This is a genomic window from Sphingomonas sp. (assembly GCF_013816785.1).
Taxonomy (GTDB): Bacteria; Pseudomonadota; Alphaproteobacteria; order Sphingomonadales; family Sphingomonadaceae; genus Sphingomicrobium.
Window position 1 is genome coordinate 19,019 of the sequence record NZ_JACDDV010000013.1, and the last position, 22,777, is coordinate 41,795.

The 22,777-nt window shown below is 64.9% G+C and carries 22 protein-coding genes, 1 tRNA gene and 1 pseudogene; 11 read left to right on the plus strand and 13 right to left on the minus strand.

All coding sequences use genetic code 11. The features are described 5' to 3' along the window. Positions 1-21: 21 nt before the first annotated feature. The 3 genes from maiA to H0W65_RS04570 all read right to left on the minus strand — a co-directional run bounded on the left by maiA (position 22) and on the right by H0W65_RS04570 (position 3,468). Positions 22-663, minus strand: a complete 642-nt coding sequence (maiA, locus tag H0W65_RS04560; RefSeq protein WP_294004434.1) for a maleylacetoacetate isomerase — start codon at positions 661-663, stop codon at positions 22-24. A gap of 264 nt (positions 664-927) precedes the next feature. Further along, a complete protein-coding gene (locus H0W65_RS04565; protein ID WP_294004437.1) occupies positions 928-1,326 on the minus strand; it encodes an endonuclease domain-containing protein in 399 nt (132 codons plus the stop codon). A gap of 51 nt (positions 1,327-1,377) precedes the next feature. Next, the gene (locus H0W65_RS04570) at positions 1,378-3,468 is read right to left on the minus strand and encodes a S9 family peptidase (protein ID WP_294004440.1); all 2,091 of its coding nucleotides are present in this window, start codon (positions 3,466-3,468) and stop codon (positions 1,378-1,380) included. A gap of 93 nt (positions 3,469-3,561) precedes the next feature. On the opposite strand from H0W65_RS04570, the gene H0W65_RS04575 reads away from it, so the two are divergent. Beyond that, complete coding sequence (locus H0W65_RS04575) at positions 3,562-5,361, plus strand: aminopeptidase P family protein (protein ID WP_294004443.1); 1,800 nt, start codon at positions 3,562-3,564, stop codon at positions 5,359-5,361. 80 nt (positions 5,362-5,441) lie between these two features. Here H0W65_RS04575 and H0W65_RS04580 read toward each other — a convergent pair whose 3' ends face one another. Then, positions 5,442-5,567, minus strand: a complete 126-nt coding sequence (locus tag H0W65_RS04580; protein WP_294004445.1) for a hypothetical protein — start codon at positions 5,565-5,567, stop codon at positions 5,442-5,444. Between the two features lie 89 nt (positions 5,568-5,656). Between H0W65_RS04580 and H0W65_RS04585 the strand changes: the two genes are divergently transcribed. The 6 genes and pseudogenes from H0W65_RS04585 (at position 5,657) to pepN (ending at position 11,289) form a co-directional block, all read left to right on the plus strand. After that, a tRNA-Thr gene (locus H0W65_RS04585) sits at positions 5,657-5,731 on the plus strand. Between the two features lie 88 nt (positions 5,732-5,819). Then, complete coding sequence (locus H0W65_RS04590) at positions 5,820-6,131, plus strand: hypothetical protein (protein WP_294004448.1); 312 nt, start codon at positions 5,820-5,822, stop codon at positions 6,129-6,131. Positions 6,132-6,228: 97 nt separating this feature from the next. Beyond that, positions 6,229-6,614: pseudogene (locus H0W65_RS12180) on the plus strand (DUF6196 family protein). A gap of 70 nt (positions 6,615-6,684) precedes the next feature. Continuing rightward, positions 6,685-7,689 carry a low specificity L-threonine aldolase gene (locus H0W65_RS04600; protein WP_294004495.1) on the plus strand — a complete coding sequence of 335 codons (1,005 nt, stop codon included), beginning with the start codon at positions 6,685-6,687 and terminating at the stop codon, positions 7,687-7,689. Then, complete coding sequence (locus H0W65_RS04605) at positions 7,686-8,633, plus strand: DMT family transporter (RefSeq protein ID WP_294004454.1); 948 nt, start codon at positions 7,686-7,688, stop codon at positions 8,631-8,633. Before H0W65_RS04600 ends, H0W65_RS04605 begins: the two co-directional genes overlap by 4 nt. Before the next feature lie 52 nt (positions 8,634-8,685). Continuing rightward, positions 8,686-11,289 (plus strand): aminopeptidase N, encoded by a 2,604-nt coding sequence (gene pepN / locus H0W65_RS04610; RefSeq protein ID WP_294004457.1) that lies wholly within the window; start codon positions 8,686-8,688, stop codon positions 11,287-11,289. Here the strand turns inward: pepN and H0W65_RS04615 are convergent. From H0W65_RS04615 to H0W65_RS04630, 4 genes are read right to left on the minus strand one after another with little or no spacing between them, the layout of a single operon-like run. Then, positions 11,286-11,879: an ABC-type transport auxiliary lipoprotein family protein gene (locus tag H0W65_RS04615; protein WP_294004460.1), complete on the minus strand. Its 594-nt coding sequence runs from the start codon at positions 11,877-11,879 to the stop codon at positions 11,286-11,288. The genes pepN and H0W65_RS04615 overlap by 4 nt on opposite strands. After that, positions 11,876-12,829 (minus strand): MlaD family protein, encoded by a 954-nt coding sequence (locus H0W65_RS04620; protein WP_294004463.1) that lies wholly within the window; start codon positions 12,827-12,829, stop codon positions 11,876-11,878. The genes H0W65_RS04615 and H0W65_RS04620 overlap by 4 nt, the downstream gene beginning before the upstream one ends. A gap of 6 nt (positions 12,830-12,835) precedes the next feature. Next, a complete protein-coding gene (locus H0W65_RS04625) occupies positions 12,836-13,615 on the minus strand; it encodes an ABC transporter ATP-binding protein (RefSeq protein ID WP_294004465.1) in 780 nt (259 codons plus the stop codon). Beyond that, positions 13,612-14,715, minus strand: a complete 1,104-nt coding sequence (locus H0W65_RS04630; RefSeq protein WP_294004468.1) for an MlaE family lipid ABC transporter permease subunit — start codon at positions 14,713-14,715, stop codon at positions 13,612-13,614. The genes H0W65_RS04625 and H0W65_RS04630 overlap by 4 nt, the downstream gene beginning before the upstream one ends. Positions 14,716-14,806: 91 nt before the next feature. Between H0W65_RS04630 and H0W65_RS04635 the strand changes: the two genes are divergently transcribed. Genes H0W65_RS04635 through H0W65_RS04645 form a run of 3 tightly spaced genes read left to right on the plus strand, consistent with a single transcriptional unit; the run spans position 14,807 to position 17,363 of the window. Further along, positions 14,807-15,937 carry a CDP-alcohol phosphatidyltransferase family protein gene (locus tag H0W65_RS04635; RefSeq protein WP_294004471.1) on the plus strand — a complete coding sequence of 377 codons (1,131 nt, stop codon included), beginning with the start codon at positions 14,807-14,809 and terminating at the stop codon, positions 15,935-15,937. Beyond that, positions 15,934-16,701 carry an NTP transferase domain-containing protein gene (locus H0W65_RS04640; RefSeq protein WP_294004474.1) on the plus strand — a complete coding sequence of 256 codons (768 nt, stop codon included), beginning with the start codon at positions 15,934-15,936 and terminating at the stop codon, positions 16,699-16,701. The genes H0W65_RS04635 and H0W65_RS04640 overlap by 4 nt, the downstream gene beginning before the upstream one ends. Continuing rightward, on the plus strand, positions 16,698-17,363 hold the full coding sequence (locus H0W65_RS04645; protein ID WP_294004476.1) for an HAD family phosphatase: 666 nt from the start codon (positions 16,698-16,700) through the stop codon (positions 17,361-17,363). The genes H0W65_RS04640 and H0W65_RS04645 overlap by 4 nt, the downstream gene beginning before the upstream one ends. A 34-nt stretch (positions 17,364-17,397) precedes the next feature. Here the strand turns inward: H0W65_RS04645 and H0W65_RS04650 are convergent, their stop codons facing one another. From H0W65_RS04650 to lgt, 5 genes are all read right to left on the minus strand, one after another. Further along, a complete protein-coding gene (locus tag H0W65_RS04650) occupies positions 17,398-18,678 on the minus strand; it encodes a cystathionine gamma-synthase family protein (protein ID WP_294004478.1) in 1,281 nt (426 codons plus the stop codon). 73 nt (positions 18,679-18,751) lie between these two features. After that, complete coding sequence (gene pgeF / locus H0W65_RS04655) at positions 18,752-19,534, minus strand: peptidoglycan editing factor PgeF (RefSeq protein ID WP_294004480.1); 783 nt, start codon at positions 19,532-19,534, stop codon at positions 18,752-18,754. Further along, complete coding sequence (locus H0W65_RS04660; RefSeq protein WP_294004483.1) at positions 19,531-20,040, minus strand: GNAT family N-acetyltransferase; 510 nt, start codon at positions 20,038-20,040, stop codon at positions 19,531-19,533. Before H0W65_RS04660 ends, pgeF begins: the two co-directional genes overlap by 4 nt. Next, positions 20,037-21,017 carry a class I SAM-dependent methyltransferase gene (locus H0W65_RS04665; protein ID WP_367120124.1) on the minus strand — a complete coding sequence of 327 codons (981 nt, stop codon included), beginning with the start codon at positions 21,015-21,017 and terminating at the stop codon, positions 20,037-20,039. Before H0W65_RS04665 ends, H0W65_RS04660 begins: the two co-directional genes overlap by 4 nt. Continuing rightward, positions 21,014-21,904, minus strand: a complete 891-nt coding sequence (gene lgt / locus H0W65_RS04670) for a prolipoprotein diacylglyceryl transferase (protein WP_294004486.1) — start codon at positions 21,902-21,904, stop codon at positions 21,014-21,016. The genes H0W65_RS04665 and lgt overlap by 4 nt, the downstream gene beginning before the upstream one ends. 77 nt (positions 21,905-21,981) lie before the next feature. Between lgt and H0W65_RS04675 the strand changes: the two genes are divergently transcribed. Further along, positions 21,982-22,777: AMP-binding protein (locus tag H0W65_RS04675; RefSeq protein ID WP_294004489.1), on the plus strand; the 796-nt coding region annotated here is incomplete at its 3' end.

Here is a 22,777-nt window from a genome sequence, read left to right on the forward strand (position 1 = left end):
AGACACTGTCCATCGGGTGGTTCATTGGGACTGCTCCTGGCGGTCGGGATGGGCGGCGGCGAAGGCAGGGTGGGCGCTGGCCGTTTCGTCGGCACGACGCAGTGACGGATAGTCGGAAATCGGGACCGAGAAACGGCGCGCGTTATAGAGCTGCGGTACGAGGCAAATGTCGGCAAGGCTCGGCGCATCGCCGAACAGGAACGCGCCGGCGCGGGGCGCGGCCAGCGCCTCGAGCGCGGCAAGGCCTTCGGCAACCCAATGGCGATACCATTCGTCTTTCGCGTCTTCGCGCGCGCCAAGCTCGTCTTTCAGATATTTGAGGATGCGGAGATTGTTGAGCGGATGAATGTCGCAGGCAATGGTCAACGCCAGGGCAAGGACATGGGCGCGGTCGGCGGCATCGTCAGGCATGAAAGGCGGGTCGGGGACGATTGAGTTGAGGTAGTTGCAGATGGCAAGGCTCTGGGTCAGTCGGTGACCGTCGATTTCGAGCATCGGCACCAAGCGCTGCGGATTGAGGTCGCGATAGCTGTCGCTCTTCTGCGCGCCCTCGGCGAGGTTGACCGCACGCTGCTCATATTCGACCCCCTTCAGATTGAGCGCGATCCGCACCCGATAGGCTGCGGAAGAGCGGAAATAATCGTGAAGGATGGCGCCGGGCATGGGTCAGCGACCCCCCCGAATGTTCCCAATGTTCGCACTGACGGCGCACTTGCCACGGCGGAGGGGGTCCGCTTGCCGCGCAAGATCAAGCAGGAGGGTGCCGGTGTTCATCGGGCGATGATGGCATCGCAGAGGCGAGTAGGACAGCGAAAATCTCAGCCAAGGAACGGCGCGGCCACTTCAGCCGGAACGCATTGTTGACGTGCCCGAGCTCGTCGATGTGTTCGGGCCCGGCGGTGACGGCGTGGGTGAAGACGGGGCGGGTCAAGAAATTCCTCCCTGAAGGGGAGGGGGACCAGCCGCAGGCTGGTGGAGGGGTATGCAACGATCGATGATCAGGCGGACGACGGCATCGAGGTCGGCGAGGACAGCGCGGGCCGGAATACGCAAGATTTCAACGCCTTGACTGCGAAGCCATACATCACGAGCTTCGTCTTGCAGACGATTGCGCTCGAACCCATGAATTTCGCCGTCGACTTCAAGACCTAGCAAGGCAGCATCGCAATAGAAATCGAGGACGTAAGGGCCTGCTGGATGCTGGCGGCGAAATTTGAGACTGTCGGGCCGCAACCGGAGGGCCTGCCAAAGCAGCACTTCCGGCAGTGTCATGCTTCTTCTGAGAGTGCGAGCATTTTTGACGGTGCGTGGTGACGTTCGCTGCATTACCCCTCCACCATGCTGCGCATGGTCCCCCTCCCCTTCAGGGAGAATTTATCACTCGCCAACCTGCGTCAACACGAAGCTGTAGGCCTCCGCTACCTCGTGGAGCGCGTTCCAGCGGCCCGACTTGCCGCCGTGGCCGGCGCCCATGTTGATCTTGAGGAGGAGGAGATTGTCGTCGGTCTTGGTCGCGCGCAGGCGGGCGGCCCATTTGGCCGGCTCCCAATAGGTCACGCGCGGGTCGTGAAGGCCGCCGGTGATGAGCATCGGCGGATAAGGCTTGGCCGCGACATTATCGTACGGGCTGTAGCTGCGGATCAGGTCGAACGCCGCCTTGTCGTCGATCGGGTTGCCCCATTCGGTCCATTCGCCCGGCGTCAGCGGCAGCGTGTCGTCGAGCATGGTGGCGAGCACATCGACGAAGGGGACGTCGGCGACGACCGCGCCGAACAGGTCGCCGGCCTGGTTGACCGCCGCGCCCATCAACTCGCCGCCGGCCGACCCGCCTTGCGCGGCGACGCGGCCGGGTTTGGCATATCCGAGGTCGATCAGGCCCTTCGCGGCATCGACGAAATCGTTGAACGCATTGGTGCGCTTGGCGAGCTTGCCATCCAAAAACCATTGGTAGCCAAGGTCGTCGCCGCCGCGGATATGGGCAACGGCGTAGGCGAAGCCGCGATCGACCAGGCTGAGGCGGCTGGTCGAGAAGGCGGGCGGGATGGCGATGCCGTAGGCGCCGTAGCCGTAGAGAAACAGCTTGCCCGATCGGTCGAGCCTGCTGTCGGCCAGGCGCACGATCGACACCGGAACCCGGGCGCCGTCGCGGGCGGTGACGCTGACGCGCTCAGTGATGTAGCGCGACGGGTCATAACCCGACGGGATTTCCTGGACTTTAAGGGTCACGAGCTCCTTCGCCGCCGAGTGATAGTCATAGACTGTCGCCGGGGTGACCATCGACGAGTAGCTGATGCGGTAGGCCGCGGGAGCATATTCGGGATTGCCGGCGAAGCTGGCGCTGTAGCTTGCCTCGGCGAAGGGGACGCGTTCCTCGTCGCCGCTGGCATAGTCGCGCAGGACAAGCTGATCGAGCCCGTCGACGCGGCTGGTGAGCAACAGATGGTCGCGGTGGGCGGTGATATCGCGAAGGTAGGTGCGGTCGGACCCGGCGATTTCCTCGCACCACGCGCCGGGGCGGGCGGGATCGGCGGAGACAAGGCGGAAATTGACGTGACCGTCGTTGGTCAGGATCCACAATTTGCCGTGCGCGGCGTCGGCCTGATATTGAAGGTCGGGCTGGCGCGAGCGGATCAGCACGGGCGTCGCCAGCGGGTCGTTGGCCGGGACGATGCGCACCTCGTTCGACGAATTATTGCCGGTCGAGATGAAAATTACACTGTCGTCGGTGGCGCGATCGACCCCGACCGAAAAGGCGATGTCGTCCTTTTCCTCATATAAGGTCACCGCGTTGACCGGATCGTCGCCGATGCGGTGGTAGCGCGCGCGATAGCTCCGCCACTGGTCGTTGACCTCGGTAAAGACGATGCCCTTGGAGTCCGGGGTCCAGACCGCGCTGCCGATGCCGATCCCGGTCACGGTTTCGAGATCCTGCCCGGTGGCGAGGTCGCGGACGATCAGCTTGAACCGTTCCGACCCGTCGTCGTCGACCATCGTCGCTAACAGCTTGCCGTCGCGGCTGACCGCGAACACGCCGAGACGGTAATAATCCTTGCCCTCGGCCTCGGCATTTTCGGAGTAGATCAGCTGCTCTTCGCCGCCCTCGATTGGACCTTCGGCTTCGGTCAGGACAGGTGTTCTGTACCAATCGCGATATTGCGTGCCCGTGAGGAAGGCCGACCGATAAGTATAGGCGCCGTTGCGAAGGGGGACGGTCGAATCGTCCTCCTTGATCCGCCCCTTCATCTCCTCGAAAAGTTCCTCGGTCAGCATCTCATGCGGCTTCATCGCCGCGTCGAAATAGGCGTTCTCGGCCTTGAGATAGTCGAGCACGTCGGGGTCGCTGACATCGGGATAGCCCTGGTCGCGGAGCCAGTGCCACCGATCGTCGATTGTCACGCCATGCGCTTCATAGCTGTGGGGGCGCTGCTCAGCGCGGGGCGGGGCGGGGAGATTTTGGGGCCTGGTCATGGCCGCGCCTTCAAGCAAGAGCGCACCGTCGCGTCCAGCGCAAATCGGCGCTAGGAAGGCCCGACTCCCGCTAATCAAGAGATGGTGACCCGAATGTCCAGCTATGCCGACCGCCTTACCGCCCTTCGCGTCCAGCTGAAGGAGGATGAGCTCGACGGCTTCGTCGTCCCGCTGACCGACGAACATTTGAGCGAGTACGTCGGCAGCTACGCTCAGCGGCTGGCGTGGCTGACCGGGTTCAAGGGCTCGGCCGGCTCGGCGGTGGTGCTGCCCGAGGAAGCGGCGATCTTTACTGACGGGCGCTACACCATCCAGGTTCGCCAGCAGGTCAGCGGCGACGACTGGAGCTATCAATCGGTCCCCGAGACGAGCATTTCCGACTGGCTCAAGGAGCATGCGCCCGACGGCGCGCGTATCGGCTACGACCCCTGGCTGCACACCGCCGAGTGGGTCAAGTCCGCGACCAAGGCGCTCAAGGCCAAGGGTGCCGAGCTCGCCGCGGTCGAGCGCAACCCGATCGACGCCGTGTGGGCTGACCGGCCCGAGCCGTCGAAGGCGCGACTGGTCGTCCAGCCCGAAGCACTGGCCGGCAAGGGATCGGCCGAAAAGCGGCATGAGATGGCCGACTGGCTGGTCGAGACGAAGGCGGACGCGGCGGTGCTGGCGGCGCTTGATTCGATCGCGTGGACTTTCAACGTGCGCGGCGCCGATGTGACCCACACTCCTGTCGCGCTGGCTTATGCGCTGGTCAATGCCGACGGGACCGCCGAACTGTTCGTCGATGGCGAAAAGGTCGGCGACGATGTGCGCGCGCACCTGGGCAACGGCGTGCGGCTGCACGAACGCGATCAATTCGAGCCCTATCTGAAGTCGCTCGCCGGCAAGACCATCGTGGTCGATCCCGAGCGGTCGGTGGCGGCGATCTCGCAGGCGCTGGAGGGAGCGGGCGCGACAATCCTGGCGGCGCGCGATCCGGCCGTCCTGCCCAAGGCGATCAAGAATGCGGCCGAGATCGCCGGGCATCAGGCGGCTCAGGCGCGCGATGGCGCGGCCATTTCGCGTTTCCTTCGCTGGGTCGAGGTCGAAGCACCCAAGGGCGGCATCGACGAGCTGATCGCATCGGACAAGCTGAAGGCGTTGCGGGAGGAGGGCGGGCAGCTTCGCGACCTGTCGTTCGACACGATATCGGGCGCCGGGCCCAACGGCGCGATCGTCCATTACAAGGCGAGCGAAGCGACCAACCGGCCGCTCGAAATGAATTCGCTCTATCTGGTCGATTCGGGCGGGCAATATGCCGACGGCACGACCGACATCACCCGCACCCTGCCGATCGGCGAGCCGACGGCGGAAATGCGCGACCGCTTCACGCGGGTCCTCAAGGGCCATATCGCGATCGCCACCGCGCTATTTCCCAAAGGTACGCGCGGGTCGCAACTCGACAGCTTCGCGCGAGCATCGCTGTGGCAGGCGGGGCTCGATTATGCCCATGGCACCGGCCACGGGGTGGGTGCTTTCCTGGCGGTGCACGAGGGGCCGCAGCGGATTTCGCCGGTCGGCAGTTCGCAGTCCGGCGGCGACGAGCCGCTGCAGGCGGGCATGATCCTGTCCAACGAGCCGGGCTATTACAAGACTGGCGAGTACGGCATCCGGATCGAGAATCTGGTGCTGGTAGCCGTGAGAACGGTCGCCGGCGCGGAAAAGGAGATGCTCGGCTTCGACACGCTGACCTTCGCGCCGATCGAGCCGACGCTGATCGACGCGGTGATGCTGTCGGATGCCGAACTTGGCTGGCTCAACGACTATCATGCCGAGGTGCTGGCCAAGATCGGCCCGCAGCTCGAAGGGGAGGACAAGGCATGGCTCGAAAAGCAGTGTGCGCCGCTAAGCCGCTAGCATATGGCGCCGGGATGAGAGTTGGCAGTGCATTATATTTTGGGCCCGCGCGCGGCGCTCAATCGCGGGCTCGATAGCGGCTATTCGCTGGCTGCCTTCGTATCGTCGCTGTTCTGAACGGCGCGTTCCTGCTGCTTGCGCCGCTTCAGGTTCGCGCGGAGCGCCTCGGCCAGGCGCTTCGCCTTCTCTTCATCATGCTTGACCATGGTGCAGGGGCTAATATCCCGGTCCCATATCGGCAAGCGTCTTGACGGTATCGCGGGGGTCAGCCATAGGCCGCGCGTCCTCCAGACATGCTGCCGTAGCTCAGTGGTAGAGCGCATCCTTGGTAAGGCTGAGGTCGTGAGTTCAATCCTCACCGGCAGCACCAGCATCGCGATGGCGAATTCCCGTTTCGAACGCGGAAGCAGGCGCCACGAAGGCTCGAGGAATCTCGATGATTGACTGCGCAATGCGTAATGGTTGAACCCGTCGTCAGCGAGGCCCCGCGCCTTGACCAGCTGCAAATGGTCACGGTGGAAACCGATGCCGGTGGAACGGTGTCGGCGTCGACCGTGATGACATTCGAACAGTCGGGCGACGTCGTTTCCGCGCGGTATCGCGGCGGTTCGATCGTCGATGGCTATCTGATCGGCCGTCTTTCCGGGCTGAGCCTTCACTTTCGCTATGTGCAGGCCGATACCGACGGGCGGCTGGATGCGGGAGTGTCCGACGGAATGTTCGAATATGCGCCGAACGGCCGCTTGAGGCTGGTCGAACATTTCACCTGAATCACGCGCGACGGGCAAGGGACGAACATTTTCGAAGAGGTCGAACGTGTATGTGAGCATTGAAAGTCCGGCAGAGACCGATGCGCGGCTCCGAAAGGTGATTGCACGCGCCTCGCTTCAGTGGCGAAGTGAGCCGTTTGCGTTCTACGAATTTCCCGCTGCCGCTGGGCCCCCACAGGGATTGGCCGACGCCGTAGCGTTTGTCCGCGATGCAGAGGTGTGGAGTGTGCTGCGTCCGGCCGGCAGCGACGCGGGTGAGACGTTCGGACTGTTTTCGTTCCATTTTGAAGAGGGCCTAGACAACAGCGGCTTCGTCGCTGGCTGGCGACGCATTTGAAAGCCGAGCTTGGAACGGGCGTGTTCGTGATCTGCGGCCAGAACTCAGCCCGGGGCGGAATTTTCGATTATTGCGGCGTCCCGATCGCTTTGAAACCTAAGGCCGAACGCGTTCTCGATCAGCTTCGAGACGGCGCGGCGACCTGACTGGGGTGTCTTGCCGACAAGTTGCGGATAGCAATTGACGGACCCGCCCGCCCGACGCATGGGCCCAGGAGTGCGCTTCTTCTCGGATAATGCTGCCCTCGCCTGCCCGCAGGTGATGCGCGCGTTGGGCGACGCCAACCGGGTCGATATCCCTTATGACGGCGACGCCTGGAGCCAGCGGCTCGACGCCGCCTTTTCGACCCTGTTCGAAACCAAGGTCGCGGCGCTGTGGGTCGCCACAGGAACCGCCGCCAACTGCCTTGCGCTCGCTGCGATGTGCCCGCCGACCGGCGCGGTGATCTGTCACCGGGACGCCCATATCGAGGTCGACGAGGGCGGCGCGCCCGGCTTCTACACCCACGGCGCCAAGTTGATGCTGCTGGGCGGGGCGGGCGCCAAGATCGCGCCGGCCGCGATCGTCGACCTGTGCGAGCGGATTCGCCCCGACGTTCACCAGGTCCAGCCGGCCGCGATCTCGATCACCAACGCTACCGAATATGGGCTATCCTATCGCGCCGCGGAGGTTGCGGCGATCGGTGCCGAGGCGAAACGCCGCGGCTTGGGGCTGCACATGGACGGGGCGCGCTTCGCGAACGCCGTCGCCTTCACCGGCGAGACGCCGGCCGAACTGACTTGGCGCGCGGGGGTCGACGCGCTGTCGTTCGGCTTCGTCAAGAATGGCGGGATTAACGCCGAGGCGCTAATCTTCTTCGGACCCGAGCGGGCGACAAATGCGCGACGGATGCTCAAGCGCGCGGGCCACCTCCAGTCGAAGGGCCGCTTCCTCGCCGCGCAGCTGCTGGCGATGATCGAGGATGATTTGTGGCTGACCAACGCGCGCGCCGCCAATGCCGCCGCGGCCGCGTTGGCCGAAGGCGCGGGGCAGGAACGGCTGGTCCATCCGGTCGAAGCCAATGAGCTGTTCGTGCGCATGACAGCAAACGAAGCGGTGGCGCTGCGCGCCCAAGGCTTCGACTTCTACGACTGGGCGCCCGGCGAGGTGCGGCTCGTGACTAGCTGGAACCAGGACATGGAAGCGGTTGGCCGGCTGGCCGCGGCGATCGCCGCGCTTTGAGCCGGGAAGAGCCACGGGCCGCTGTCCGAATCGATGCGTCTATCATCATTCCATTCATCATCTTCACACTGGTGTGGAGCTCGACCTGGATCGTCATTCGGGGTCAGCTTGGCGTGGTTTCGCCGCAATGGTCCGTCGCCTACCGCTTCGCCATTGCCGCGGTGGCAATGGCGGTGGTGGCGCTGTGGCGGGGGCATTCGCTCAAGATGGATCGCGGCGGGCTGATCGCGGCCAGCATCATTGGCTTCACGCAATTTTGCCTGAACTTCAACGGCGTCTATCTCGCCGAACGGTTCATCACGTCGGGCGTCGTGGCGACGGTGTTCGCACTGCTGCTAATCCCCAACAGCCTGCTTGCCTGGGGCTTCCTCGGGCAGAAACCGAGTGCCCGTTTTCTCACCGCCGGAGCGGTCGCGGCCTCCGGGATTGGGCTGCTGTTCATGCATGAGCTGCGAACCAGTCCCGCTGCGGCAGGCCAGATTGGGATCGGGTTGGGACTGACACTAGTCGGACTGCTCGGCGCGTCAGCGGCCAATGTCTATCAGGCGGGGGAAGAGGCACGACGCCATCCGCTGTTCGCGCTGCTCGCCTGGTCGATGGCGATTGGGGCGGCGATCGACGCGGTAATCGCGCTGGCCGTCGCCGGGCCGCCAACCTTCGATCCCCGCCCGAGCTATTGGCTAGGCCTGCTCTATCTTGCGTTGGCCGCCTCGGTGCTGTGCTTCAGCCTCTATTTTCCCGTGGTGCGCAAGATCGGCCCCGGCAAGGCCGCATATTCGAGCGTGCTGGTGCCGATCATCGCGATGGGCCTGTCGACAATGTTCGAGGGCTATTCGTGGAGCACGCTGTCGATTGCCGGCGGCGCGCTGGCGATCGGCGGAATGCTGGTCGCGCTGGTCGGGCGGCGGCGACCATTGCCCGCGGCGGCGCCCGATGCAGGCTGAATGATGATCGGGGCGTTGCGCCGAGCAGCGCCAGCCCTTAGGCGTCGCCGCCATGTACGATGCCCGCCTCAATCCCGAAGCTCCGCCCGCGCCGGAGCATGTCGCCATTCATCGCAAGGATTATCAACCACCTGACTGGTGGGTGAGCGAGGTCGCGCTCGATGTCTTGCTCGACGAGGCGCGGACGCGGGTCCGATCGACACTCAATGTCGCGCGTAACGGCGATCATGACCGACCGTTGCGGCTGGCGGGAGACGGGTTGGAGCCGCTGACGGTTCATGTTGATGGCGGCGAGGCGCGCTGGACGATGGACCGCGGCTCGCTGGTGATCGAGCTCGGTTCGGCCAGGGCGACGATCGAGACCGAGGTCGAGTTGGCGCCCACCGCGAACAGCCGGCTGATGGGCCTCTACGCTTCGGGAGGGATGCTCTGCACTCAATGCGAAAGCGAGGGATTTCGGCGCATTACCTTCCATCCCGACCGGCCCGACGTGCTGTCGGTCTATCGGGTGCGGATGAGCGCCGACAAGGCGCGCTATCCGGTGCTGCTCGCCAACGGCAACCTCGTCGACAGCGGTGACGGCGAAGGCGGCACTCATTGGGCGGAATGGCACGACCCCTTCCCAAAGCCCTCCTATTTGTTCGCGATGGTGGCCGGCGACCTGTCGCCCAACCGCGACAGCTTCACCACCATGAGCGGGCGCAAGGTCGATCTCGGCATCTGGGTGCGCGAAGCGGATTTGCCGCGTACTGCGCACGCGATGACCAGCCTCAAACAGGCGATGGCTTGGGACGAGCGAGCGTACGGCCGCGAATATGACCTCGATCGTTTCAACATCGTCGCGGTCGACGATTTCAACTTCGGCGCGATGGAGAATAAAGGCCTCAACATCTTCAACTCGCGCTTCGTCCTGGCCGACCAGGACACCGCGACCGATGCCGATTTCGACGCCATCGCCGGGGTCGTCGGCCATGAATATTTCCACAATTGGTCGGGCGACCGGGTGACCTGCCGCGACTGGTTTCAGCTATCGTTGAAAGAAGGCTTCACCGTGTTTCGCGACCAGAGCTTTTCGGCCGATATCGGGTCCGAAGCGGTCAAGCGGATCGACGATGTGCGCCTGCTCCGGTCAGCGCAGTTCCCCGAGGATTCCGGCCCGCTGGCGCACTCCGTGCGGCCCGACTCCTATATCGAGATTACCAACTTCTACACCGCGACGGTCTACAATAAGGGCGCCGAAGTCATCCGCATGATGCACACGATTTTGGGCGCGGACGCGTTCCGGAAAGGCAGCGACCTTTATTTCGAGCGGCACGATGGCGAGGCCGCGACATGCGAGGATTTCGTCACCGCGATGGAGGATGCCAGCGGGGCCGATCTTGGGCAATTCCGCTTGTGGTACAGCCAGGCGGGAACGCCCCGCGTCACCGCGAGGCTCGACCATGACGCGGCAGCCGCGAAGGCTATCCTGACGTTGACGCAGGCGGTGCCCGATGCGCCCGGCCAGACAGGCAAGGCGCCGATGGTGGTACCGCTAAAGGTTGCCCTGCTCGGCGCGGAAAGCGGCACGGCGCTGGGCGAGGAGCAGCTGATCTTGCTCGATTCAGGGGAGGTCAGCGTCGACTTTGGGAATGTGGGCGAGGTGCCCCTGCTGTCGATCAACCGCGATTTTTCGGCACCGGTGATCCTCGACGTAACGCGCCGCGGGGGCGAGCTCGAGCGGTTAGCGGCGGTCGATCCCAACCCTTTTGCGCGCTACGAGGCGGGGCAGGAGCTTATGCTGCGCGCGCTCATTGCCGTCGCAGCAGGTGAAGAAGTCAATCGAGCGCCGGTGATCGAGGCGATGCGCGGCACGCTGTGCTCCAACGCGCTCGATCCCGCCTTCAAGGGCGAGGCGCTGACCATGCCCTCGGAAAGCCTGATCGGCGACCGAATGGCAATCGTCGACCCTGACGCCATTCACGCGAGCCGAGAGACGCTGCGCCAGGCGGTGGGCGTCGCGCTGGTCGACGATCTCACCGCTGCCCAATCGGCGAGCGCCCCAGGTAGCGACCTATCGCCCAGCGCCAAGGGCGTTCGCCGCCTGAAGACCGTGGCGCTCTCGCTGCTTGCAGCGGGCGATCCTGCTCGCGGTGGAGCGCTCGGCAAGGCGCAATATGACGCGGCCGACAATATGACCGACCGGCAAGGCGCGCTCGCAGTGCTCGCCAGCCTCGAGAGGGCCGATCGCGAGGCCGCGTTCGCCGATTTTTACGAGCGCTACCGCGGCGACACGCTAGTGCTCGACAAATGGTTCGCGCTGCAGGCGGCGGCGATGCGCGGCGACACTCTCGACGTGGTCGAACGGCTAGCGGCGCATGCCGACTTCACGCTCAAGAACCCCAACCGCTGGCGCGCGCTGGTCGGCAATCTTGCTGCCAACCAGATGGCGTTCCACGATGCCTCGGGCCGTGGCTATGGTTTTGTCGCTGAGATGATTATCGCGGCCGACAAACTCAATCCGCAGGTCGCGGCGCGGCAAGTGCCGGTATTCGGTCGTTGGCGGCGGATGGAGCCCAGGCGAGCCGACCTGATGCGCGCCGAATTGGAGCGAATTGTGGGGACGCCGGGTCTATCGAGAGACGTGTTCGAGCAGGCGTCGAAGAGCTTGGCTTAGGGGCGGCCGCCGATCCAGTTCGCGACTTCGGCCGCGACCTGGTTGGCGGCGGCGTTGAGCGCCGGGCCGACCGTCGCCGCGGTGCCGTCGGCGGGAACGCTTGCTTCGAAGCGGCGGGTTTCGACGCGCGTCCCGCCCGCGCTCGACAGCGCGCCGTCATAGCGCACGACGACCGCGCCGGTCTGCGTATCATAGCCGAAGCGCGATAGCGTTCCGCTCAAGTTCAGGCCCGGGTCGAGCGTCGCTTGGCGCGGATCGAGCACGACGCGACTCGTAGTCCGCTTGGTCGTTTCCTGGAGCAGGTTCTGGAATAGCTTGTCGGGGCTTTCGACCCATTGCAAATTGGTGACATAAGCGACCGCGGTCGGGCCGACGAGCGCCGGGACGCGGGTCGTCGAGAGTTCCTTGGGGATTACCGGAACGTCGATGGTCAGCGCTTCGCCAGGCGCTGCGCTGCGCGCAATGCTGGCCGGAGCGGGAGCGACGCTGGTCAGGGTAAGCAGCGTCGGCGGGACCTTCTTGCCGCCGAAGCAGGCGGCGAGTGACAGCGTGCCCAAGGCGATCAGCAACCGGCGGGACGTGCGCATCATTTGGTCTTTCCAGGCTTATAGTCGGGCAGCTTCTCGGGGCCGAGCACCCCCAGCGCGCCGTCATTGTTGAGGCGGTCGGAGAATTGGCTGAGCGAGCCCGACAGGTCGCGCAGATCGCGCACCAGTCGGTTGGCTTCGGGCAGCGTCGACTTGGTCAGATTTTGAATGCCCGGCCGCGCATCGGCGATCATCGCATCGAGATTGTCAGTCGCGCGCTGCACTCCGGCGATGGCCTTGCGCAAATCCTGGGCGGCGGGTTTGCCCTGCTCGTTGACCAGGCGGTTGGTCGAATCGGCGAGGATGCCGACACGCTGCGCGGCGATGCCCGCATTCTGAGCGGCAATCCTGGCATCTCTCATTGCGTCGGCGAGATCGGGCGCGCGCTCGGCGAGAACCCGCGTCGTCTTGTCGACATTCTCGAGGATGTCGGCGATCGAATTCTGGTTCTTGTCGCTGAGCAACTCGGTGAGGCGCTCGGTAAGGCGCTGGATGCGGTCGATCAGCTCCGGTGCCGAGTTCAAAAGCGCGCCGAGACCGCCCGAGCTGGCCGGGATCACCGGGCAGCCCTGGGGCCCCAACTGCTGCAGCGCCCGAGCGCCCTTGACTGCGCCTTCCAGCGCAATCTCGCTGACCCCGGTGAAGCCGACCCCCTTGATCTGGGCGGTGGTACCCTGGAGAATCGGGGTTTGCGCATCGACCGTGACCCGGACCCAGACGAATTCGGGCCGTTCGGGCAGCAAACTGATCTTTTCGATCTGGCCGACCGGGACTCCCTGGAAATTGACCGCCGAGCCCTTGTTCAGGCCACCGACTCCCTGGCTGAAATAAATGTCGAAACATTTGGTGGCGCTGTTCGACAGGCCGGCGAGCCAGACGATGAACAATAGCAGCCCAGCCAAGAGGACAAGGGTGACGGTGCCGACGAGCACATGGTTCGAACGCGTTTCCATCGGCGCTTACTGCCCCTTCAGCCCGGCGACGGCGGCGCGTCCGCGGGGCCCGTTAAAATATTCCTGGATCCAAGGATGGTCCAATGCGAGCAATTCTTCAATCGTTCCAACCGCGATCACCTTTTTATCGGCAATCACCGCGACTCGGTCGCAGATTGCCCACAGCGTGTCGAGGTCGTGGGTGATGAGGAACACGGTCAGTTCAAGCTTTTGCTTTAATCCCTCGATCAATTCGTCGAACGCGGCGGCGCCGATCGGATCAAGGCCGGCGGTCGGCTCGTCGAGAAACAGCAGTTCGGGATCGAGCGCCAAGGCGCGGGCAAGGCCGGCACGTTTCCTCATCCCGCCCGACAGTTCAGAGGGAAATTTGGGCCCGGCGTCGGCTTCGAGGCCCGACATGGCGATCTTGTAGCTGGCGATCTCGTCAAGCAGCGGCGGTTTGATGAAGGGGAAATACTCGTGGATCGGGACCTCGACATTCTCCGCCACGGTCAGCGTCGAGAAAAGCGCGCCATTCTGGAACAGGACGCCCCAGCGGCGGCGGATGTTCTTTGCCTCATCCTCTTCGCGCCCGATCATCGTCTCGCCGAGTACCTCGATTTCGCCGGCAAGCGGAACCTGCAACCCGATGATCGAGCGCATTAGTACCGACTTGCCGGTCCCCGACCCGCCGACCACGCCGAGAATCTCTCCGCGCCGGACGTCGAGATCGAGGCCGTCGTGGATGACCTGTTCGCCAAACGCATTCTTGAGTCCGCGGACGGTGATGATCGTGTCGTCGCTCATGCCCAGCCAACCGAGGAAAAGAACACGGCGAATACCGCGTCGAGCACGATCACCAGAAAGATTGACTGGACAACCGCGTTGGTCGTGCGGGAGCCAACCTCCTCGCTATTGCCTTGGACCAGCATGCCCTGAAAGCAGCCGGCCAGGGCGATGATGAAGCCAAACACCGGCGCCTTGATCAAGCCGACCCACAGGTCGGACATCGGGACGACTTCTTGCAGCCGCTGGATATAGGTCGAAGGCGGAATGCCGAGCGAAACCCAAACGAAAATTCCGCCACCCAGAAGCGACATGATCATGGCGAAAAATGCGAGCAGCGGCATCATCACGATCGCCGCCAGCATTCGCGGCACGACCAGCGCCTCGATCGGCGAGACGCCGATGGTGCGCATCGCGTCGACTTCTTCGGTGATCTTCATCGTCCCGATCTGAGCGGCGAAGGCCGAACCGGAACGGCCGGCGACCATGATGGCGGTCATCAGCGTCGCCAGCTCGCGCACCGAGATTCGGCCGATCAGGTTGATCGTGTAGACTTCGGCACCGAACTGCTGCAGCTGGACCGCGCCCTGCTGTCCGATGACGACGCCGATCAGGAAGGTCATCAGCCCGATGATGCCGAGCGCGCGCACTCCGACAAGGTCGAACCGCTGAATGACGGCGTTGATACGAAACCGCTTTGGGCGACGGGCAATCGCGGCGAAGGCGACCAGGACCGCACCGAGGAAACCGACCAAACCAACCAGGGTCTTGCCGGTTTCCGATACCCAAAGCCCCAGCTCGTCGAGCGTCTTTGTGGGGCCAGTGCGCTCCTCGGGGCGGATTCGCGCGGGGTGGTCGGCCTCGGCGACTTGCTCGAGCAGGCCCTGAACGTCCTTCGAAGCGCCGACTACCTTCGCCCCGCGATCGCGCACGGTGCGGTGGATCAGCCAGGCACCGACCGTGTCGATCTTCTCGACGCCGCTCAAGTCGATGGTCAGCGGGTCGGGAGCCTCGGCGAGTTGGCGCTGGATCGAGCCGACGCGCGCGATGGTCAGCGACCCGACGCAGCGGAACGCATCCCGGTCGGTGCCGGATTCGGTCGAGGTGGTCGCAGCCCCCATGGTAGCGGACCCTGCTCGAATTGATTGCCAGCGGCAAGCCCGAACGATTTGCCCCTTTGCTGCCAGAGCTGTTGGCTTATAGCGGCGTTCGATGACGAGTGATCCCCCCGTCGGCCTGCGGCCGCTGTTCCTGACGGTCGGAGCCAATGAGGCGCGGGCCTTTGGAATGGACGCGGCCGACCGTGCGCGGGCGCTAGCGGCCCAAGCTGGCTTGGAGCCGGCCGACAGTGCCGAGCCTGGGCGATCAGCAATTATTGCCGACCTTGCCTACACCTGGGATCCAGTTTGGCTGGGCGTGATTGAGCGGCGGCCCGGCGCGCGGTTGGTCGCCGACGGGGCGACTGTTCTGGTTCACGTGCCGTCGGACGGCAACGCCGGGACCGTGGTCGACGCGATGCGGAACGGACGCTGGTCGGGCGAAGGTTATGAGGCGCTCGACCCGGAGCAGGCCGAGATCAGCAACCACCAGCTGCGCAAGCGCGAGCGGCCATTTGTGATGAAGCTGGACCCGGCCGACCCGGAGCCGGTCGAGCGGGCCGCCTACGACGCTAGCTACAAGGGGGTGACCGACGCGCTGACGCTTTATTTGTGGCGGCGCTCGGCCTTCTACCTGACGCGCTGGGCGGCGCGAGCGGGATTGTCGCCCAACATTGTGACTGCGGTCGGCGCGGCCTTGTGCGTCGCCGCCTTCTTCCTCTTCTACCAGGGTTGGTATTGGACCGGGGTAGCGGCGTCGTTCGGCTTCATGGTGCTCGACACGGTCGACGGTAAGTTGGCGCGCTGCACCGGTCAGTCGTCGAAATGGGGCAATGTGTTCGACCATGGCATCGATTTGATCCATCCACCCTTCTGGTGGTGGGCGTGGTCCGAGGGGCTGGCGGCGTACGGGCGGCCGTTCGAGCGGGTGTTCGAGCTGTTGATCGTCGGCGCGATCGTTTTGGGCTACGTCGCCCAGCGCGTGATCGAAGGCATTTTCATGCGCCGTTTCGGAATGCACATCCATGTGTGGAAGCCGATCGACAGCCGATTCCGGCTGATCACCGCGCGGCGCAACCCCAACATGGTGATCCTGGTCGCCGCGTTGGCGGTGAGGCGGCCCGACCTGGGCATCGAGTTGGTCGCGCTGTGGACGATAGTGTCGCTGATTTTCCACGCCGTGCGGCTGGCGAAGGCCAATGCCCGACGCGACCGGGGCCTTCCGGTAACTAGCTGGCTTTCATGACTGGCTGGACCGCGCTGGTGCTGGCCGGATCGCGACCGGGCATAGACCAGTTCGCTGCTCAGCATGGAACTGACCTCAAGGCGCTGATTTCTGTCGACGGGATGCCGATGGTGGCGCGGCCGGTGGCGGCCCTGCTGGCGTCGCCCGAGGTCGGCCGGGTGCGAGTGTTGGCTCAGCAAGTCGAGCGGATAGCGGGGGTGCTGCCGAACAATGAGCGCCTGTCGGTCGAACCGTCGGGCGCGACCATCGCGGCGACGATCGAGGCGATGTTGAGCGATCCCACAACTCGCTTTCCATTGCTCGTGACCACTGCCGACCATGCGCTGCTCGATCCCGCGATGATCGCCGATTTCTGCGGACGGGCGGCGGGTGCCGACCTGGCGATCGGGCTGGTCGAACAGCAGGCGCTCGATGCGCTGTTGCCGCAAATCGAGCGGACCTGGCTGCGGTTTCGCGGCGGAGCTTATTCGGGCGCCAATTTGTTCGCCTTCGACAGCGCAAGGGCGGCGACGGCCGTGCGCCTGTGGCGCTCGGTCGAACAGGATCGCAAGAAAGGCTGGCGGATGATCGCGGCGCTTGGGCCGGTCGCCTTGCTTGGGGCAGCGCTGAGATTGCGCACCCTTGATCAAACGCTGGCCTCGCTCGGACGGCGCCTCGGTCTGTCAATCCGCAAGGTCGAGCTCGCCAATCCGCTGGCAGCGATCGATGTCGACAAGCCAGCCGACCATGCACTGGTGACCGCCATCCTCGAAGGGCGGGCATGACCGACCTTGCCATCTACGACATGGATCGAACGGTCACCAGGCGCGCGACCTATACGCCGTTTCTGCTGCACTGCGCGCTCCACCGCGCGCCGTGGCGATTGCTGCTGTTGCCGATCGTGGGGCTGTCGATGCTGGCCTATGTCGCGAAGGCGATTGACCGCGCGCGGTTGAAGGAAATCAACCATCGCCTGTTGCTGGGGCATAAACGGCACCCGGCCGAACTGAAGCTACTCATTGACAGTTTTGCCAACGCGACGCTCGCCAACAACGTCCGCCCCGGCGCGCGCGCCGCGATTGCTCGCGACAGGGCCGAGGGGCGCCGTGTGGTGATGGCCACCGCCAGCTACCGCTTTTACGCCCGCGAAATCGCCGAACAATTGGGCTTCAACGACTGCATCGGCACCAACTCCATCCTCGGCCTCGACGAGCGGGTTCATGCGAAGATCGACGGCGACAATTGTTATGGTCCGGCCAAGCTAAAGATGGTCGCGGAATGGCTGGCGGAGAGCGGCCTCGAGCGCGGCCATGTCCGTTTCTATTCCGACCATGCCAGCGATGCACCGGTATTCGAGTGGGCCGACGAGCCGGTCGCAGTGAACCCCCATGATAGGCTCAGGAAGCTCGCCGCCGAGCGCGGCTGGCAAGTGGAGGACTGGGGTTGAAGCTCGGCCGTCAGGGGACGGTCGAACATGCCCCCTAGATCGCGTTCAATGCCGCATCGAAGTCGGCGATCAGGTCTTCGGCCTTCTCGACGCCGATCGAAATGCGGACCAGATTGTCGGTGATCCCCAGCGCGGCCTTGCGTTCGTCGGGGACCGACAAATGGGTCATCGCCGCGGGGGCCGACGCCAGCGTTTCGGTGCCGCCGAGGCTGACCGCCAGCTGGGCGATCTTCAATGTGTCGAGGAAGGCGAACGCCTCGCGCTCGCCGCCCTTCAGATAGAGCGAGAAAGTCGATCCGGCGCCGAGGCAGTGACGCCGGTAAATGTCGGCCTGGCGCGATCCGGGATCGAGGAACCCAAGATAGCCGACCTGCTCGACTTTGGGATGATCGCGTAGAAATTCGCAGACCTTCACGGCATTCTCGCCGGCGCGGGTCATGCGAAGTTCGAGCGTCTCGAGGCTGCGCAACAGCATCCAGGCAGTGTTGGGATCGACGATCCCGCCCATCGTGTTGCGGATCGACCGCACCTGGTTGAGCAGTTTCTTCGAACCGGTGAGGCCGCCGGCGACGAGGTCGCTGTGGCCGCCGGCATATTTGGTCAGGCTGTAGACCGAAATATCGGCGCCCTGGTCGATCGGCTTCGCCCACAGCGGGCCCAAGAAGGTGTTGTCGATCGCAATCGGCGGGAGGGCGTCGGCGTCGAACGCGGCGTCGCGGGCGGCACGGACCGCCTCGACATCGACCAGGGCATTAGTGGGGTTAGCGGGGCTTTCGAGATAGATTAGCGAAACGCGGCCCATCGTCTTGGCCTTGTCGATCGCGGCGTCGATTTCCTCGCGCGCTGCGCCCGCCGGAAAGTCGACGTACTTGACCCCGAACTGGCTCAAAATCTTGGCGATGATCGTCTCGGTCGCGGCGTAGAGCGGAGCCGAATGGACGATCACATCGCCCGGCCTGACGAATGTCAGGAATAGCGTCGTGATCGCCGTCATGCCGCTTGAAAAGCTGAGCGACGCTTCGGCATCTTCCCAGATTTTGAGACGATCCTCGAGGATTTCCTGGTTGGGGTTGTTGAAGCGCGAATAAACCAGGCCATCGCCGCTAGCCGAACGGCGCCCGGTGATGCCTTCGAAGAAGCGCTTTCCGTCGGCGGCGCAATCGAACACGAAGGTCGAGGTGAGGAAGATCGGCGGCTTCAGCGAACCCTCGCTGAGCGCCGGATCGAAGCCATAGCCCATCATCAGCGTCGAGGCGTCGAGCTTGTGATTGCCGATATGGGTTTCGGCGTCCTTCGGGCGGCGGCTGTCGGTCACGCGTCGTTCTCCTTGTTGCCGGGCGCCTTAGCTTGGGTGCGATAGCGGCGCTAGTGGCGCAAGGCCGATCAGGTCAGCCATCCACGGCCCTGCCCCCGGCAAGGCCGATCAGGCTGATCTGACGTCCATAGCTTGGCTCGCCGCGATGAGTGGCGCGGCGATAGCTGTAGAAGCGGCCTGGGAGCGCATAGGTATCCAGTCCGACGGCCTCGATCTGCCGCACCCCGGCCGCTGCCAGGCGCGAGACGACATAGGCTTCGAGGTTGAAATGCGGCCGTTTGCCTGCGCTCTCAGACACAAAGCGCTCATTGGCGGCGTCCTCGGCCCGAAGGCGCTCCGTGAACGCCCGATCGACCTCGTAGCTGGCGAGGCCGATGCAGGGGCCGACCGCGGCGGCGATGCGGTCGATGTTCGCGCCAAGCGAGACCATCGCCGCGATCGCCTGATCGGTGACGCCGGCCATCGCGCCGCGCCAGCCCGCGTGGGCAGCGCCGACCACCCCGGCTTCCACGTCGGCGAGCAGCACCGGCGCGCAGTCGGCGGTGACGATGCCGAGCAGCAGGCCGGGCCGGTCGGTAACCAGCGCATCGGCGCGGGGACGCCGACCATGGGGGAGGGCCTCATCGACAATGACCGCGACTGGGGAATGGATTTGATGGGCACTGGCAAGCGGGGCGCCCGGCAGGATCGCGTCGGCGGCGCGGCGGCGGTTGATCTCGACCGAGGCGGGATCGTCGCCGCTGCCGAGACCGGTATTGAGGCTGGCCATCGCGCCCGTAGAGACCCCGCCGGTCCGGCCAAAGAAACCGTGGGGAATGGTGTCGAGCGCGGCGGCGCGGACTATATCGAGGCTCATAAGGCGAGCCGCATGACAATGTCCTCGTCGGCCTGACTGCCGACCATGAAATGATGCGTGCCCTCGGCCTCGAAGCCAAGCTTTTCGTAGAAGCGGCGGGCGCGGGGATTGTCGGTGAACACCGACAGATAGAGATGGTCGGCGCGCCGGGCGCGGGCGCAGGCGATCACCCACTCGATCAAGGTGTGGGCGACGCCTCGCCCCTTGACCTCCTCGGTCACGTACAGCTGGCGAAGCTCCGCCGCTTCGCCGCGCGGCTCGAACGGCAAATGCGGCGGACCGAGCTTGGCGTATCCGACGAGCGCGCCGTCCGCTTCGGCGAGGCGCACGGCAAACGCCGGATCGCCAAGCTCCTTGGCCCAAGACTCCGGGGTGTGGGCCTTGAGGAAGATGGCTAGGTCGTCCGGATCATAGAGATGCCCGAACGTGTTGGCGAAAGTGCGCGCGCCAAAGTCGGCCAAGGCATCGGCGTCGGCGAGGGCTGCGGTACGGTAGGCGACGTTCATGGCTCGAGCCCGGCGACCGCGGGCCAGCCTGGCGCGCGCAATGCCATTACCTTGAACAGCCGCCCCATCCGGTCCTCGTCGCACAGGCGGCGGCGGGCCTCGGCTACAGCGGCGGTCTGATCCGGATTTCTCGCGGCAAGCGCGATCGCCCGCGCGCCGATCCCAAGCGTTTCGAGCCATGTCCCCTGACTGACCGGGCGGCTGACGACCGCGCCGCCGCGCGATGCGGCCGCGGCCATGGCCCTAAAATCGACGTATGCGGTCAGATCCTGCTCGCCTGGCGCCTCGAGGGGCTCGGCGAAGCGGTGATTCTTGACCGCCTGCAAGGTGTCGCCGCGCTCGCCCGACGCGAAACCGTAGTCGATAATCAGCGCCACCCCACCATGCACGGCTAGCCGGTTGCCGATTGCTTCGGCCGCCAAGCTGCGGGCGGGCGATCGTTCCTCGATCGGGCCACTGGCGGTGAAGAGGAACCGACATCCGTCGTGCCCGACGCGACGCTCCCCGCCGTCGATCCATTGCTGGACCGGAAGAGCGTCGAAAAATTCGTTGCCGACTAGCAACAAAGGACGATCCGGAAGAGTGTCGAGCGAGTGATGGAAGATCGCGCTGGGTACGCGCGAAGCCTGGACGTTGCGGAGTGTTGGGCTGGTTTCGACCAGATGCGCTTCGCCCGCGAACCCGGCCTTGCGCATCACTCGAAGTGCGTCCGCTGCCAGCGTTCCGCGCCCCGGGCCGAGTTCGGCAAGGATGGCATCGCCCGGCCGCCCCGCGCGTGCCCAGGTTTCGGCGAGCGCGGCGCCGACGATCTCGCCGAACATCTGGCTGATTTCGGGCGCGGTGACGAAATCGCCCACTGCGCCCAGTGGGTCGCGGGTGGCGTAATAATGGGTGTTGGCCGCGGCCATAAACTCATCGACCCCGATCGGGCCGTCGGCGGCGATTCGCGCCTTCAGCTTGTCCGCCAGTCCGCTCAAGCCACGCTGGCCGACCCGACGGTCGGCTCGATGCGGACGCGTCGCTTGGCGGCGGTGGCCATCAAATAAAGGCCGCCGACGATCATTGGCACGGTAAGCCACTGGCCCATATGGAGGCCGGTCGCTGCGGCGAATTCGCTGAGCTGGGCATCGGGCTCGCGGATATATTCCACGCCGAAGCGGAAGATTCCATAGAAGAAGATGAACGCGCCGACGAGCTTGCCCGGCTGATAGCGCGCCGGCGTACGCCAGAACAGGAAGGCGAGGATGGCGAACAGGACAATGCCTTCAAGTCCGGCCTCGTACAGTTGGCTAGGATGGCGCGGCGGGCCGAGGGTGGCGATCCCTCCGGGATGCTCGACGAAGCGGATCGCCCAGGGCACGGTGGTGGGGGCACCCCACAATTCCTGGTTCACGAAATTGGCGAGGCGCCCGAACAACAGCCCGAAGGGAACGCACGCCGCGACATAATCGTGGATGCGCAGCCACGGCAGCTTTTCCTTGCGCGCAATATAGAGGATGCCGAGCGAGGTGCCGATCACCCCGCCGTGGAAGCTCATCCCGCCGTCCCACAGTTTCAAAATGTCGAGCGGGTGGGCGAGGTAAAAGGGCAAATTGTAGAACAGGACATAGCCGAGCCGGCCGCCGAAGATGATCCCCAGCGAGGCATAGAAGACGAGGTCGTCGGCGTGGCGGCGGGCCATTGGCGCGCCTGGCTGCTTGAGCAGCTTCAGCAGATACCAATAGCCGAGGAAGATGCCGGCGAGATAGGCGATCGAGTACCAACGCAACTGAAAGAAGCCTAGGTCGAGCGCGACCGGCGACAGATGGAGGTCGGGAAAGGCGATCGCCGTTGAGGCCGCGATCGTCGAAAATATTGCACTCATCGTGATGCGCTCATGGGGCTTCCCCTTGCCGTTGCCGCCTCATAGGGTGACGCGAAGCAAAGGCCAAGGAGTGACGAATGGCGGCGTCCGAGCTCGACCGGAAGTATGACGCGGCGCTCGCCGCGGTCACCGGTCCGGGTGGGCGGATCGTCGTCGAGCAGGACGAGCTGGGGCGCAAGGTGGTCGCCAATTTCCCGGCCACGCTGCCGGGCTTTTTCAAGGTCTTCTGCGAATTGAACGGCGCGGTCGAGGCGGTCGTGGCGGGGGCCGAGCGGCTCACCTTTGCCGACCTTGACGCGATCTCGGACCAGTTGGCCCATACATTGGTCGCGCGCGGCGTTACCAAGGGCGACCGGGTCGGCATCGCCATGCGCAACTGCCCAGCCTGGATCGTCGGGTATATGGCGGCGCTCAAGGCCGGTGCGATCGTCACGCTGATCAACGGTTGGTGGCAGGTCGGCGAACTGGCCCACGCGCTGGCGCTCACCCAGCCCACGCTGATCCTGGCCGATCAACTGCGCGCCCAGCGCATCGCGTCGACCAACTTGCCTCTGAACGTCGCCACCATCGCGATCGAACAACCGATCGAGCGGGCTTTCGCGGACTGGCTGGGCGAAGGCGAGGGAGCGGAGCTGCCGGACCTCTCACCGGAGGATGACGCGACGATCCTGTTCACCTCGGGTTCGACCGGCGAGGCCAGGGGGGCGCTGTCGACCCACCGCGCGGTCACGAGCGGCGCCTACGTCTATGCGGCCAGCATCCTGACCCTTCTCCGCATTCTACAGTCGGAGGGGCGCCCCCCGGTCAATCCGCCGCGCACTTTGGTCGGCGTGCCCCTGTTCCATGTCACGGGCGAAGTGCCCCTGCTGCTCA